13 protein-coding genes are annotated in these 14,506 nt (G+C 54.3%); 5 read left to right on the forward strand and 8 right to left on the reverse strand.

Going from position 1 to position 14,506, the window contains the following annotated elements:
• The first annotated feature begins 9 nt into the window (after positions 1-9).
• Positions 10-696, forward strand: coding sequence for a hypothetical protein (locus tag ABEA92_RS05505; protein ID WP_345682803.1), 687 nt, complete (start codon positions 10-12; stop codon positions 694-696).
• 289 nt (positions 697-985) lie between these two features.
• Here ABEA92_RS05505 and ABEA92_RS05510 read toward each other — a convergent pair whose 3' ends face one another.
• From ABEA92_RS05510 to ABEA92_RS05525, 4 genes are all read right to left on the reverse strand, one after another.
• Positions 986-2,011, reverse strand: coding sequence for an NADP-dependent oxidoreductase (locus ABEA92_RS05510; protein ID WP_345682804.1), 1,026 nt, complete (start codon positions 2,009-2,011; stop codon positions 986-988).
• Positions 2,012-2,100: 89 nt separating this feature from the next.
• Entirely contained in the window at positions 2,101-3,471 is a 1,371-nt protein-coding gene (locus tag ABEA92_RS05515; protein WP_345682805.1) for an NAD-dependent succinate-semialdehyde dehydrogenase, read from the reverse strand.
• 186 nt (positions 3,472-3,657) lie between these two features.
• Positions 3,658-4,665, reverse strand: a complete 1,008-nt coding sequence (locus tag ABEA92_RS05520; protein WP_345682806.1) for a hypothetical protein — start codon at positions 4,663-4,665, stop codon at positions 3,658-3,660.
• A 356-nt stretch (positions 4,666-5,021) separates the two neighbouring features.
• Positions 5,022-5,207 carry a hypothetical protein gene (locus ABEA92_RS05525; RefSeq protein WP_345682807.1) on the reverse strand — a complete coding sequence of 62 codons (186 nt, stop codon included), beginning with the start codon at positions 5,205-5,207 and terminating at the stop codon, positions 5,022-5,024.
• Positions 5,208-5,239: 32 nt separating this feature from the next.
• Between ABEA92_RS05525 and ABEA92_RS05530 the strand changes: the two genes are divergently transcribed.
• The 4 genes from ABEA92_RS05530 (at position 5,240) to ABEA92_RS05545 (ending at position 9,807) form a co-directional block, all read left to right on the forward strand.
• Entirely contained in the window at positions 5,240-6,352 is a 1,113-nt protein-coding gene (locus tag ABEA92_RS05530; protein ID WP_345682808.1) for a hypothetical protein, read from the forward strand.
• 265 nt (positions 6,353-6,617) lie between these two features.
• Positions 6,618-8,210, forward strand: coding sequence for a glycoside hydrolase family protein (locus tag ABEA92_RS05535; RefSeq protein WP_345682809.1), 1,593 nt, complete (start codon positions 6,618-6,620; stop codon positions 8,208-8,210).
• A gap of 362 nt (positions 8,211-8,572) precedes the next feature.
• Positions 8,573-8,884, forward strand: a complete 312-nt coding sequence (locus tag ABEA92_RS05540; protein WP_345682810.1) for a hypothetical protein — start codon at positions 8,573-8,575, stop codon at positions 8,882-8,884.
• 20 nt (positions 8,885-8,904) lie between these two features.
• The gene (locus tag ABEA92_RS05545; RefSeq protein ID WP_345682811.1) at positions 8,905-9,807 is read left to right on the forward strand and encodes a CHAD domain-containing protein; all 903 of its coding nucleotides are present in this window, start codon (positions 8,905-8,907) and stop codon (positions 9,805-9,807) included.
• A 10-nt stretch (positions 9,808-9,817) separates the two neighbouring features.
• On the opposite strand, the gene ABEA92_RS05550 is transcribed toward ABEA92_RS05545, so the two are convergent.
• The 4 genes from ABEA92_RS05550 to ctaD are packed head-to-tail and all read right to left on the reverse strand — an operon-like array spanning position 9,818 to position 14,461.
• Positions 9,818-10,945, reverse strand: a complete 1,128-nt coding sequence (locus ABEA92_RS05550) for a c-type cytochrome (RefSeq protein WP_345682812.1) — start codon at positions 10,943-10,945, stop codon at positions 9,818-9,820.
• Positions 10,942-11,577 (reverse strand): cytochrome c oxidase assembly protein, encoded by a 636-nt coding sequence (locus ABEA92_RS05555; RefSeq protein WP_345682813.1) that lies wholly within the window; start codon positions 11,575-11,577, stop codon positions 10,942-10,944. Before ABEA92_RS05555 ends, ABEA92_RS05550 begins: the two co-directional genes overlap by 4 nt.
• Entirely contained in the window at positions 11,577-11,960 is a 384-nt protein-coding gene (locus ABEA92_RS05560; protein WP_345682814.1) for a transmembrane prediction, read from the reverse strand. The genes ABEA92_RS05555 and ABEA92_RS05560 overlap by 1 nt, the downstream gene beginning before the upstream one ends.
• A gap of 17 nt (positions 11,961-11,977) precedes the next feature.
• Positions 11,978-14,461, reverse strand: a complete 2,484-nt coding sequence (gene ctaD / locus ABEA92_RS05565) for a cytochrome c oxidase subunit I (protein WP_345683197.1) — start codon at positions 14,459-14,461, stop codon at positions 11,978-11,980.
• Between the last annotated feature and the right edge of the window lie 45 nt (positions 14,462-14,506).

The raw sequence follows: 14,506 nt of genomic DNA on the forward strand, positions 1-14,506 counted from the left end.
AACACTTCGTTGATTTATCCCAATCGTTTTCGCCGAAATGGCATCCTCCTCGCAATCGGCCTGGTGTTGGTCCTAGCTGCGATCATCGCGTGGCAAATGCGATCGATCGACCATCTTGCCACCGGCCAACAGCAACGCAGCTTCGTCGTCGACTGCGATTTTGACAAGTTTCGCCAAATCATGGTGCGAAAGAATGCAACCGCGGCGATCGTCAGCCACACCGGAATGCGATTGATCGGCGAGCGGATCGAAGGCGTGGCCGTGGACACGTCCCAAGACGACCGTCCACTACTCAATGCCATTCGAGGCGTCTCGAAAACCGAAGTCACTGCGGTCAAGGAATTGACGGTACAGCTGGAAAATCCAATGCTCGAGGCCAGTGAACTTGTGCTCGAGCAAAACGCCGACATTCAGCCCGATCACATCGACGTGATCACGGCTTCCAAAGGCCCCGCGGGCCGCTTGAAACGTTATCAAACCACGCTGGACGCCAAACCCGATCCCGATGGCACGCGAGTGGTGTTGACCGTCGAGTTGGAGGTGTTGGTCAACGTCCCAAGTCTTTTCAAGCACCGTGCCGACGCGGGAGTCCAGCAGGCGGCTGACGATGCAATCAACGGCCAAGCCGCAGCGATCGAGGCGTTCATCGCCCGGCATGCGGACGAACTTTTGATTCTGCCCGAGCTGAATCGCTAGCCCGGCAACGGCTTTGACAGTCCGGGGTCGGCGTGAATGAACTTTCGCGGATGCCACGACCAAGGCTGTGGAAGATTTCGTAGCAGAAATCACGGAAGAACGTTTCGGTGGGCCCACGTGATGGAACGAAAGCGATCAACGGTTAGTTGGTTTAATCGTACGACGGACTTCCTAGTCCGTCGAATACACCATCGACGGACTAGGAAGTCCATCATACACCCCTTGCCGCAGGAAACCTCGCTAAATCAACAAGCCGCCCGCGACTTCCGTTACGGATTTCGGACAGAGCCTAGCCGATTCGCACCAATGACTTGCCCAAATTGCTGCCTTTGAACAATCCGATGAATGCCTCCGGTGCATGCTGCAGTCCTTCGGTGACCGTTTCTTCCCAATGAATTTTTCCTGATCGAATCCATGCAGACATGTCGCGTAGAAATTCATCGTGGTCGGCGTGGTGATCGCGAACAATGAAACCTTGCATGCGAATTCGTTTGGCGATGATTTTGAACAAATTGCGAGGCGCGGTGGGAGGCTCGGTCGCGTTGTAGGTTGAAATCATGCCACATTCGACGCAGCATCCAAAATCGTTCATATGATCAATGGCCGCCTCTAAGTGTTCACCACCGACGTTGTCAAAATAGACGTCGATGCCATTGGGAGCGAGATCCGCTAACGCGGCCGACAAATCATTGGTCTGTTTGTAGTGGATGACCTCGTCGACGTTTGCTTTTTCACGGAGCCAGAGAAGTTTTTCTTCTGAACCGGCACTCCCAATCACGCGGCACTGGTACGCCTTGGCGATCTGACAGACCACCGATCCCACTGCGCCCGATGCTGCCGAAACGAATACGGTGTTTCCCGGCTGCAGATTGGCAATCCGCTTCAGCCCGACCCACGCGGTAAACCCGGTCATCCCCAGCACTCCCAAATAACTCTGGATCGGTGCCACATTGGGATCCACTTTGTGTACGTTCTTTCCACTGGAGATCCAATATTCGCGCCATCCACTGTTGCCCAGCACGTAGTCGCCTGCGGAAAAACATTCATGTCGCGATTCCACCACCTTACCGACACACCCACCTTCGAGCGGTTGATCGATTTCGAATGGCGGCACGTAACTTTCGCCCTCCTTCATTCGCCCTCGCATGTAGGGATCCACCGACATCCACTCGTTCTTGACCAAAAACTCACCGTCCGCTAACGGCGGCAACTCGACCGTGACGTGCTTGAAGTTCTCGGTTGTAGGCACTCCGGTCGGACGTGAGGCGAGTTGGATTTCGTGACTTTCTATTTTCTTTGCGGTTTCCGCTGCCATCGCTTGTTCCTCTTTTGTATGAATTGATCTTGCGGCATCTTGATGACGCGGCGACGTGAGTTTCCGCCAGCCGATCGTCGGTGTTTACTTTATTTCGTTCCCAAATGAATCAGTTTCTTATTGACAAACTCGAGAATCCCGAGATGCGACAATTCTCGGCCGTAGCCCGAGTTCTTGATTCCGCCGAAAGGCAACTCGGCTTGCGATTTCGTCGGCTGATTGACGAACATCATACCGGTCTCGACTCGCTCTGCTACGCGGCGTGCCCGGTTGATGTCCTTTGTATAAACACTGCCACCGAGACCATAGGATGAGCGATTCGCCAACTCGATCGCTTCCTCTTCGTCCTTGACCACATAAACACTTGCTACGGGACCAAACAACTCTTGGTCGAACGTTGGCATCTCGGGAGTGATGCCGGTTAAGATCGTCGGATTAAAGAAAGCACCTTCGCGGTCGGGACGATCACCGCCGAGCACCACAGTGGCTCCGGCGTCAATCGATGCTTGCACTTGTTCCTGCAGCTTGACCGCAGCCTGTTCGGTCGACAACGGCGCCAGCGTTGTGTCCTCGTCCATCGGGTCCCCTAACTTCATGTTACCCATTTTTTCTTTGAATGCCGACAAAAACTCATCCGCGACCGATTCCACCACGATGAACCGCTTGGATGCGACACAGGATTGTCCGGCGTTCACCATCCGGCCTTGGACTGCAAGCTCCACCGTTTGATCGAGATCGGGATCCTCGAGCACGATGAAGGGATCATTCCCGCCTAGTTCCAGTACGGAACGCTTCAGATTCTTGCCTGCCAATTCCGCCACTGCGGCTCCGGCTTTTTCGCTTCCCGTCAACGAGATCCCTTGAACTCGCGAATCCGAAACGATCACTTCGACAAACTCTGACGGAATGAACAAATTGGTATACACGCCATCGGGTAGCCCACAATCGGCAAAGGCATTGGCAATTGCCTCAGCACATTGCGGAACGTTGCTAGCGTGCTTCACCATCACCGTGTTGCCGGCCATGATGTTAGGGGTTGCAAAGCGGACGACTTGGTAGAAAGGGAAATTCCAAGGCATCACCCCCATCAACACACCGAGTGGGGCATATTGGAGATAGGCATTAGCCCCCTCGACGTCCATCGGTTGGTCAGCGAGAAAGGACTCGGCGCCATTGGCATAAAACTCGGCGATGTTCGCACAATACTCGATTTCGTATTGGCTCTCCGAGATCCGCTTGCCCATATCGAGCGTGATCAGCCGCGAATATTCATCGGCATGCTGGCGAAGATGATCGGCGAATTTCAACATCACCTTCTTGCGGTGATCAAACGATGTTTCCCGCCAACTGCGATAGGCCGTGTCGGCCTTTGCAATTGCGTCGATCGTCTGATCTTTTGTCAGCGGCTTGTAGGTTTTAAGCGTTTCGCTTGTCGCGGGATTCACACTCGTGATCGTCATGAGACGGGTGTCCTGTTTGTTGGTAGAAGGAATCGGGCTGGCATGGGGGGCGGCACCCTGCAAAACAAAAACGTGCCCAGCCCGCGAGTGTTCCCTTTTGAAACTAGGAACACCGCCAACTGGACACGTTTTTTCATGTGCGATCAGCGTACCGAAGTCGGCCGCTAATCAGAGAACCCGAAACAATTACTTGCTCTGTTTTTGCGTTTGGTTCGAATCAGCAATCAAAATCACGCGATCGCCGACTTTGACCGGAACTCCCGTCACCGTCACCTTGCTGCCTTCTTTCAGATCTTTCGCAGCAGCGGGGTCTCCCATATCGACGGTCAGTTTTTTACCGTCTTCGGTGTCCAATTTGACGACCAGATGCTCGTTGCCTTTGACATTGGCTTTGCGAGTCGACTGAACGGTGCCGGTAAAGCGGCGACCGGTCCGCTCGATCTGGCGTTTTTTACCTTGTCGTTCGATCGTGGTTGCCACCAACACGTCCTTATCGCCTCGTTTCACCATCGGTCCCGACGCGGTGAACGTGTCACCTTCGAACAACTGCAACGATCGACCGCCATCTCCGAAGTCGACCCACATTGATTTGCCATCATCCGTTTTCGCGTTGACCAACAGACTTACTTCGCCAAGACGCTTGACCATCTTTGTCTGCTCGACGGTACCCGACACCGTGTGCGATTTGCCACTCAACCCCTTTTGTGTGCTCTGGGCGACATTGCTTCGATGGACCGCGTTTTCGCCCGCGATCTGGCTAAAGTCATAGTTGTCATACAACCCGTCACCGTCGTCGTCGCGATAGGTGGCATAGCTATCGTGCAGGTAATCACCATCGGTGTCGTGGTATCGCGACATGCTTTCGTAGGTACCGTCACCGTCATCGTCTCGGTAAGTCGCGTAGCCGTCATCAAAATCTTCGCCGTAGAACTCTTCCGCCGAAACCATTTCGTCGTCGTTGTCGTTGTCCGAGCTGGTCTGTTTGTCATAGTAATCGAAGCGTTCGTCATCCCAGCGTCCGATCGCTTCGTCGGTGGGATTGTAGTCGTTGCCGTCGAACCACTCGCTGACGTCGTACCACGCATCATCCTCGTAGCGACTGCCTACGTCGGCCGCTTCGCGATCGTTTTGAGCGGGGGCGGATGAGATCATCAGCAGCGGCAGCAAACAGGCGGCTAATTTACGGACGGTCATTGTCGTTACTCCAGTGAAAAGGTTAGTCGATGCCCACAGGGCAGGAAGAGTCTCTCTCGGTCCCACTCGCGATACGCTTCGCAAAGTGAAGTAAGATTCGCAGTGCAGAAAAGTGGCAAATGATGTGCCGAAAGGACTTGATATCGCATCCCACCAACATGCTCTCGGATCACGCCCCAAGTTTGTTCAATGACCGACCAAGCTGTTCAAAACGCCCTCCCTTAACTTGCCAGCCTGTTCTGCGTCATTCGTTGGCCGCACCCTTTCCGCATCTCTTTTCCGAATCTGTTTTCGCACATACACCTGCCGCAAAAATGCTGGCACTCATTGCGATGTGTAATGCTGGGGGCGCTTTACTACGTCGGCTTGGTTACGGGCTGTTCGAGGCCGGCATTCGCTCTGACACCGAATTGCGATATCGCCATCGAGCCGTTTTTCGCGGCATAAAAATGAAATTTCCACATGAACTGGCCACCAGTCGGCATGGTCGTTGCGTTTTTTGACTCATGAATTCGAATTTCCGCCGTGATCGTCACGATCACGGCTCACGTCCCCTAACACAGGAGAAACATTGATGAGTAAGAAGCGAATGTTATTGGCGAGTTTGATCGCAGCGAGTTATTGCGCGATGCCAGTCGCCAATGCCGACGAACACGCGTCTCGGTTTTACGAAGACGACGCCTGGTATGACGTCAGCGAGTGGTTCGACGGGAACGACTACAACCCCACCGATGAAGCGATCGGACGCTGGGACAATGAAACCTTCGAATACTCGGACAATCTAACCAGCACGGACCAAGACAACGACGACATCAACGACACCGAAACCAACTACGGTGATTACGGTTACGCCAGCGACACGAACCGGGCTACCACCTCCAACCAGTCCGACGCATCGTCAGACGATCGTTGGTTCTACGACTACTATGACGACGGCTCGGCTCAACAGACAAACCAGGATGGGATGACTTGGTTTTCGCTTTACCAAGATACGAACGACGACGGAGTCTACGATAGCTATACCCGTTATCGTGACACCGACAATGACGGTATCTACGACGCGTTCACCTTCTACAGTTTCGATTCCACCGGCGACCAAGACCAGAAGGCAAAATCAGAAGCCCAGAATAAACAGAAGGAGCTGAGTTCGAAGACGGAGCATGTCTCAGGTACGATCGAACGCATGAAGACGGTGAACGTTCGAGGCCGTGATCACATCGTTGCGCACGTCAAAGGCAACGATGGCAAAGCCACCGTCGTCGACCTCGGTGTCAAACAAGATTCCCATTCGTTGGCTCAAGGTGATGAATTGACCGCCAGCGGACATCGAATGAAAGTCGGCGACAAGTCGATTTTGATCGCAACGAAGGCGAATACCAAGTCGTCGGACATGACAATCGACCGCAATGGTCGCAAATACACCGGCCAAGTCGCCAGCACGCGTGAGGTCACGGTGCAAGGCCAGAAACACCTGTTGGCAAAAGTCAAAACGGACAACGGCAAATCGATGATGGTCGACCTCGGCCGCAAGGACCAATTGTCAAAAACGCCGAACGAAGGCGATCAAATCACCGTCCAAGGAGTGCCTGTGAAGGTGCAGGACCGAATCGTCTTGATGGCCCGAAGCATGGGTGAAGGCGACGATCAAACGAAGATCAAGCGGGAGAAAGCGAAATCGAAAAGCTAATTCCGCGTAACCGCACTAGGCGACTTTTCGCCTTCCATGAGTGCCCTATCCACTGGATGGGGCGCTTTTTTTGTGCCTTGACGGATGCCCATTACGAATGCCAGCGGACCGATGCCGCCGCGGGCTCAGCCAGTTTCTTTCGCTTTTCGGTTCGCTACTGACTGCAATAAACGCCCCGATTGTTATGGTGTTCGTTTGTCGATTGCGTTAAAATTTTGCTATCAGATTCTCAGCACCGATCCTTCTCTGTTCAAGCGAGTCGACTATGTTCTCCGAAACCGATGGCAGTAGGAAAACCATTGGCGACGTCGACATTCTGTACCACGATGGGCTGTACCATCTGTTTCACTTGGTACTTCCTAATCACGATTTCATCGCGCATGCCGTCAGCACGGACGCAATCAATTGGCGACGTGTTTGCAACGCATTGTTCATTGGCGATCCCGGCAGCTGGGACGATTTGATGCTGTGGACGATGCATGTTTCGCCTGATCCTCACCAACCGGGGCGATGGCGAATGTTCTACACCGGATTGTCGCGTCGCGATCAAGGCCGCTATCAACGTCTTGGAATGGCCGTCAGCGATGATTTGTACCATTGGCGAAAAGCTCCTGTGCACTGGGAGGACCACCGCGGCCCCAAAGACCCCGATCTTGTCAAAGCGGCGGTGCGGAAGAGTCGCCGCCATCAAGCCAATAGTTTGCATGCGGAATTTGATCCCGACAGCTGCTTTCCACTGGAACCCGATCCGCGATATTACGAGTCATCGTTAGACGAGGGACGGCACTGGGTTAGTTTTCGTGATCCTTTCTACTACCACGATGGCACGCATGGATGGCTACTGGCCGCCGGCCGGGTCAAGCAGGGACCGATTGTTCGTCGCGGCTGCGTGGCATTGATGAAAGAGGTGGCCCCGCATCAATTCGAAGCCCAACCGGCACTGCACCATCCCCGGCTTTACGATGACGTCGAAGTCCCCAATTTGATTTATTTTGATGACGATCACTATCTGATTGGCAGCATCCGCGAAGACGCCAAGATTCGCTACTGGCACACCAAAAAGATCGGCGATCCGTGGCAAAGTTATCACGACAACGTGCTGTTGGCTCAAGGCAACTACGCGGGCCGCGTATGCCGTGATGAGAAAGGGTGGCTGCTTTGGAATTTCTATTCGATGAACCTGCTAGACCGGACGGCCGAAAACTTGATGCCGCCGCCTAAGCGTTTAGTACGCTGCGAAGCGGGACTGCTGCGGGCGGTGACATTCGAAGGGATCGACGCCTACCTGCGTGAAAGCATTGATAGCCGCTGCATTCACAGCTTGATCGAAGATGTCGGTCCGCAGATCCAGGTGTGCCGAGTCGAGGGTGGTCATTTGGACCTTTCCTGTGAAAGCGGCTTTCAAGCGTTTGTCTTTGATGGCAACATCGACTGTTTTCGTTTTCAGGCGAAGTTGGAAATGCAGGGGCTGGGCAAATGTGGGCTCGTGTTTCGCCTGGATCCCGAATCACGCGACGGCTACTACCTGTCGCTGGACATCCTCAAAGGAGTAGCTCAGCTACGCGCCTGGGGTACTGGCGCCGACGGAAGCGGTGAACACATGATGACGTTTCGGTCGCTGCAAACAGGCTTCTGGTACTCCAAGTCGCGCAGCGAAGCCTCCATTGCCCTGCTCGCCTTTGGAAGCTACCTGGAACTGTCCGTCGATGGCCGAGTCGTATTGTCCTTGGCCGACCAAACGTTCAACAAAGGCCAGTTAGGGATCTATCTAGAGGCTGCCGAGGTTCGAGTTTCAGAAGTGCAGCTCGACCGCCTGGCCTCACCGAGCCAAACCGATGATCATCTTGCCAGCGGCTGATTTGTTCACCTGATCATTCGCACCGCGATGCGATTGGACACCGATCGACGATCGCTCAATATGCAAGCATATAACGCGCGCAGGTTGAGCGTTTTTCGCCCCTTGGTGGATCAGAATTTTCCATCCCGCAGCGGACTTGAACTCGAAAATATTTTTCTTTTCGTCTTCGCGATCCTCCCCCAAGGCAGCGTTCGCATCGGAGGCAAATTGGATTTGAATGACACACCGCAATTCAGACGGATTGCAATTTGTGTACCATCCGGTTTCGCCCCAGTGGGGCCCCGCGAGGCTCACGAAATCGGCCTAATAATTGCTATCTCTGGTGGATCCCCATCCTCGTCAAAAAAGCAAAAGGCCTATTTATGATTTCGACGCCAATATCGAACCGTCGACACCCCGCAAACCTGACTCCCGCGAATCATCCCAACAGCCCCAATTCGAATCCTGCCGCAGTGGTTCACGCCGCACACCGTTTGCAAGGACGTCGACTCGAAGCGGTGCTTCGGGAAACAGGACGTCGGCAACTTCAACAGGTCGGCGTTACCGTCGATGGCCGAATGGTGATCATCGAAGGACAAGTCGACAGCTATGTGTTAAAGCAGATTGCCCAAGAATCGCTTCGCCCGCATCTTCGTGGTATGACCCTGCGTAATCAATTGGTCGTCGCTTCATAGCAAATCGTTCTCTGCTGCCAATGACTTTTCGTCTGAAACAGAGTGAATCAGTCTCGAAATCCATCCGACGGATTGCTAGCGAGCAAATCGAAAAGGCGATCAAGGAAATCGAGGATTCGAACCTGTCGCAAGCTGAGAAAGTGCACCAAGTTCGCAAGCGATGTAAAAAGCTACGCGGATTGGTCCGACTTGTCCGCCCTGCGATGACCGACGACTTTTCCTACTCAAATGCGAATGGCCTGTTTCGTAAAATCGCAAAGCCGTTATCCGAAGCACGTGACAGCAAAATATACCTCGATTCCTTTGACTCGCTTTTAGCGAGATTTGTCGACGCGAACCAGCAGGATCGTTTCCAGTCGATCCGTGATCAGTTGTCGTATCACCGCGAACAACTGTTGGGCGACGACGTGGACGTTGCCACGCGGTTGGACGACGCTCAAGAACATTTCAAAGACGCATTCCAAAGCGTCCAAAGTTTGCGATTGGACGCAAAGGGATACGAGGCGTGGAGCCACGGATTGGGCAAAACCTACTGTCGCGGGCGAACGGCATTTCGAGAAGCACAGAGTGATCCATCCATCGAAACGCTTCATGAATGGCGAAAACGTGTCAAGTATCACACGTACCACTGCAAACTACTTCGATTGCTGTGGCCTGCATTGATTGAATCTCGATACGGAGAAGGCAAACGCCTAGGGGATTGGCTTGGCGATCACCACGATTTGGCCGTGTTGAAACAACGAATCACTGATTCACCGAGTGACTACGGCAACCGCGATGTCACCGACGCCTTTGTCAGCATGATTGACCAACGCTCCGCCCAACTCGAATCGCATGCGTTCCGTCTTGGCAAAAAAATGTTTGCCGAGAAGCCCAAACGGTTTTTGAAGCGATACCGCCGCTACTGGAAATCGATTCAGTAGTGCATTTGATTCATTGGCGCGAATAGTACAACGCCAACGCATCTATCTGTTCTTCGCTCAATTTGTTGGCGATCGGGTGCATCAAGTCCACATTCTCAGTACCGCCGCGAAGCGAATCAGCAAACAGTTGCAATTGACGTCGCAGGTATTTTGCCGGCTGCCCTTGCAACCGAGGATACTCGGCGTTGTGGTCGCCATTCGTGGGACCATGGCACTCGTTACAGGAAGCAATTTTCTGAGGACCGTCGCCGTGAATAGCGAGTGATTCGCCAAGGTCGTACAACCGGCGTTCGGATTCGGTCAACGTCGCCAAATCGGCCGACGCAGAATGCGAGCTAGCCTCGACCGTTTGGCTCGCAGCCGCGTGTTCGGATTGATTTGAAAAATAGTCTGCCAGCCGGCGAATGTCTTCCGCCGTCAACCGTGCGGCGATCGGTTCCATGATTCCGCTGTGTCGCTGTCCGGTTTTATAAGCCTCGAGCGTTAGCTGCAAATATTCGCGGTTCTGTCCCGCGATCATCGGCACGCGGTCGCCGGCACGACCATGACCGTGGGGACCGTGGCACGCGGCGCACGCGGCCGCGACCAGCTGCGTTACCGCCGAATCGGTTTCCATTGCGACTTCGACATGATCGAGATAGGTCGCTTCTTCCAACTCGGGAAACGATTTTAAAAACGCCACCAGCGGCCAAATCTCATCCTCACGTTGGCGTGCCGTCCACGCTGGCATCCCTGCGAATTTGATCCCATGCTTGACGATGTAAAACAACTCACGAGGCTCGTGATCCAATTTCGCCGTGGGAAAAAAAGGAGGCGACGGCGTCATTTCACCGGGCACGCGTGGCTCGGGCAATCCAGGACGTCCGTGACACCACCGGCAATTCGCGTCATAGCTTGCCGCCCCCAACCGAATCATTCCCGGTTCATCCAGCGGCGGTGATTCGATCCCAGCACTATGAAAAGCGACCGACCGATCGCTGGCAAAATCAAGCACCCAAGTCGTGATCGGCCAGTGTCCGCTGCTGGCTTTGATCGGAAACACACCGGTGACCAACACCAAAACCCCGATGACTCCCAACCCCACCATCAGGATCGTTAGTTCTTTGAATCGTTGCCAATTCGTTCGCGAGTTGCTCATCCCTCATTCGTCCTCATTTCGAGCCGATCCAGCGACACAAGGTCCTTGGTTAACCACAACCCACCTGCCAGAAAAACGATGCCACCGACCACCAACATCACGGCGCCACCGAGGTGTTGGTCCATGATCGGTGTCAACATCTCACTGTGACCATGGTGCATGTACAACAATCGCGGCGACATCACTAACAACGCTCCCAACAAGGTCATATGCATTGAGGTCAGCAACAGCCCGATCACTCCGGCCGCGCTGCGTCCCGGTTCACGCGGCGTGGTTCCGCCAAACGCGGACAACCATACCCACAGCCCGGCGGCCAAAAACATGCCTTGTTCGATCACAAACCCCATCGCGGAATGACGGGCCCAATGATGCAGCCCCGGTGAATGCCAAGCCCAAACAATCAATAGCTCGCCCACCGACGCAGGGACGGGCGAAAACGGCCCCGGAAACCGAATCACGGGGTCAAATCGTTTTCCTGCAATCGCAACCGATAACATCGGTGCTGCCACGGCAACCACGGCCATGTGCAGCGTCATGTGCGCGGCAAACGATTGCGTTGCCAATTCGGGAAGCGGCCCCAACCAAGCGGCCGCTAAAACGATCCAACCGAAATTCCACAGGACGAGTTGCATTAGTGACAACTCCTCACAAAGACGGCCACAAGCGCCGTGAAGATCGTTGCCACTCCGCTGAGTAACGCCAACAAAAAGGTCGCCTGGCCGACAAAGCGAACGTGATCTTCGTAGGTGTCTTGGTCATGCGGTGGCGAGCCTCCAGAACGATGTTGACGATAACTAAGCCATCCCATCAACACGATGATGGCAAGCGCGACCACGGTGTAGACGGCAATTGCGATTCGCACCGGGTTCGCATCAGCGTTGTCGCCGGCGAACTTAGCACACCAAATCGCAATCGTCAGATAGCTGGCCAAAAAGTGAACTGCCCACACGCCCGGGGGCACCACCAACCACAGAATATGATTGCGTCGCGTTTTACTGGGTTTACTTAGAATCAAGGGACACGCTCCATTGCTTAGGAAACCCATGGAAACCAGGCGATTACTGCGACCGTGATCAGCGACGTCAGCCCCATGAAATGCCAGTACAGCGTCACATTGGTGATATCCGCGTCATAGGCAGCGGTCATCCGGCCCGCCCAACGACGGGCGACGCAGTACGCTTGCATCAGAGCTCCCACACACAGATGGACCACCGTCCAAAGCACCAACACGCAAACGATGGCCGGGTAAACGTGGCGAGTAGGATCCATCTGAGTCCAAAAGGGCGCCATCGCTAATGCCGTCGCCGCGAGCAGCGATGCTGCAATGGCAACCCCGGTCGAAAGATAAAATAACAAGGCTCGATCACTGCGATTGAATTTGTGAGCCAGCACGGTCAATGCCCACGCGACGGCGGCGACAACTAGCGAGATCGTCGGCCACAGCGTTCCTGGTCCAGCAGCATCCTCGGGCGGAAAATCTTCGTGAATGGTCCAGTAAAAGAAATAGCCAAACACCAGCGACATGAACGCGGTCATATCGCCAAGCATCGTGATAAACATTGCCCACCATCCGACCGCACGCGGACCGGATACATAGATTGGCAAACTCAACCCCAGCCCCACGGCCTTGTGTGATTTTTCAGGGATCAACGCGGTTCCGATCCACAACCACCGGATCACCGCGGCCAGCGCCAACACTCCGCTGATCAAAGCAGCGGTATACCAATGATAGGTCGAGAAAATAAACACGCCGCCGGTGAACAGCGCAGCAAAGAAGGTTACAAACGTGGGCCCGGGAACTCGCAGACACTGAACCGGTTCCGCATCCATCGTCGATGTCACCAACGTTTCCCGCAGCCCTTCTTCGGCATCGGGCAAATAGAAGTTGCCTTGGTCAACGTCCTCAACAAAATTCTCTTGGTCCCACAGCGGGTAGCGGCTTTTAATGATCGGGATCGAACGGATCCCCCATGGTTGATCTGGCACGTCGGCCAACCATTCAAGTGTCCCAGCGTTCCAGCAATTGCGAGCGGCCAGCGGTTGATGTTTCTTCGGCCGAAGCACGTCCCACAGAAAGACCACAAACCCGGCCGCCAAGACGAACGCGCCGACGGTCGAGACCAGATTCAATGTGTCAAACCCCATCCCGGCAGGATAGGTATAAACTCGCCGAGGCATCCCCAATAAACCGGTCAAATGCATCGGAAAAAAGCTGACGTTAAAACCAATCAGCGTCAACCAAAATGCCCAACGTCCGTAACGTTCGGACAACGTCTTTCCGGTTACAAGCGGGTAATAGTAGTAGACGCCTGCCATGATCGGAAAGATGGTGCCGCCGACCAACACGTAATGCAAATGCCCGACAATGAAATAGGTGTCATGAGCTTGGTAATCAAACGGCGCCACCGCGACCATCACTCCGGTCAATCCACCGATGATAAACGTTGCTAATCCCGCCAACACAAACAACAGCGGCACGGACCTCGTGATCCGGCCGATCAACAGCGTGGCAATGAAGCAAAAGATTTGGATCCCGGTGGGGATCGCCACCGCTTCGGATGCGGCGGAAAAGATCCCAATTGTCAGCCCTGGCAAGCCCGTGGTGAACATGTGGTGCACCCACAAACCAAAGCTCAAAAATCCGGTCCCCACCGCTGCTAAGACTATCCATCCATAGCCAGCCATTGGTACCCGGGCAAAGGTCGGCACGATCATCGCCACCAAGGCAATCGATGGCAGAAATACGATATAGACTTCGGGGTGACCAAAGATCCAAAACAAATGTTGCCATAATAGCGGGTCACCGCCTCGCGATGCGTCAAAGAACGGCCAATCGAGTGACCGCTCTAATTCCATTAACAAATCGCCCGCGATCAGCGGCGGAAATGCAAACAGAATCATCACGGCCACCACCAGGATGTACCATGCATACAGCGGAATTAGATTCAACCGCATCCCTGGCGGTCGACACTTCAACACGCCCACGATCAATTCCACCGCAGCGGCAATCGAGGCAACCTCAATGAACGAAAGCCCCAACAACCAGATATCGACTCCGACACCGGTTTGATACTCCGTCGTCATCGGCGGGTACATAAACCAACCGCCTTGCGGCGCCACGCCAAAAAATATCGATCCACAAACGAAGATCCCGCCGATTAAAAAGCACCAATAACCATACGCCGATAGCCGCGGGAATGGCAAATCACGCGCACCTAGCATCTGCGGAAGCAACAAGATCGAAATCGCTTCCAAGATCGGTACCGCAAACAAAAACATCATCACGCTGCCATGCATCGTGAAAACTTGGTTGTATTGGTCCGGTGTCAACCAATCATTCTCGGGCAGCGACAACTGAACGCGCATTACCAACGCCAGCACGCCGCCAAATAGAAAGAAAGCGAACGAGGTGACGGTGTACCACAATCCGACTTCGGAATTGTTGACGGCCGACCAATAACGCCATCCCGTGGGTGTCCGCCATGGCGCCAGCAGTCGTTTGGCTTGATCCGACAACCCCGCTTCGGATGCCGGTGCGTCGTCCGTGTCCGAAAAGGCGTC

The organism is Novipirellula caenicola (genome assembly GCF_039545035.1).
Classification (GTDB): domain Bacteria; phylum Planctomycetota; class Planctomycetia; order Pirellulales; family Pirellulaceae; genus Novipirellula; species Novipirellula caenicola.

What these genes read in the sequence shown, in the direction of transcription:
- ABEA92_RS05510 (WP_345682804.1), bottom strand. Translation starts at nt 2,011, where the DNA reads ATGGCAGCGGAAACCGCAAAGAAAATAGAAAGTCACGAAATCCAACTC.
- ABEA92_RS05520 (WP_345682806.1), bottom strand. Translation starts at nt 4,665, where the DNA reads ATGACCGTCCGTAAATTAGCCGCCTGTTTGCTGCCGCTGCTGATGATC.
- ABEA92_RS05530 (WP_345682808.1), top strand. Translation starts at nt 5,240, where the DNA reads ATGAGTAAGAAGCGAATGTTATTGGCGAGTTTGATCGCAGCGAGTTAT.
- ABEA92_RS05550 (WP_345682812.1), bottom strand. Translation starts at nt 10,945, where the DNA reads ATGAGCAACTCGCGAACGAATTGGCAACGATTCAAAGAACTAACGATC.
- ABEA92_RS05535 (WP_345682809.1), top strand. Translation starts at nt 6,618, where the DNA reads ATGTTCTCCGAAACCGATGGCAGTAGGAAAACCATTGGCGACGTCGAC.
- ABEA92_RS05545 (WP_345682811.1), top strand. Translation starts at nt 8,905, where the DNA reads ATGACTTTTCGTCTGAAACAGAGTGAATCAGTCTCGAAATCCATCCGA.
- ABEA92_RS05540 (WP_345682810.1), top strand. Translation starts at nt 8,573, where the DNA reads ATGATTTCGACGCCAATATCGAACCGTCGACACCCCGCAAACCTGACT.
- ABEA92_RS05555 (WP_345682813.1), bottom strand. Translation starts at nt 11,577, where the DNA reads ATGCAACTCGTCCTGTGGAATTTCGGTTGGATCGTTTTAGCGGCCGCT.
- ABEA92_RS05515 (WP_345682805.1), bottom strand. Translation starts at nt 3,471, where the DNA reads ATGACGATCACGAGTGTGAATCCCGCGACAAGCGAAACGCTTAAAACC.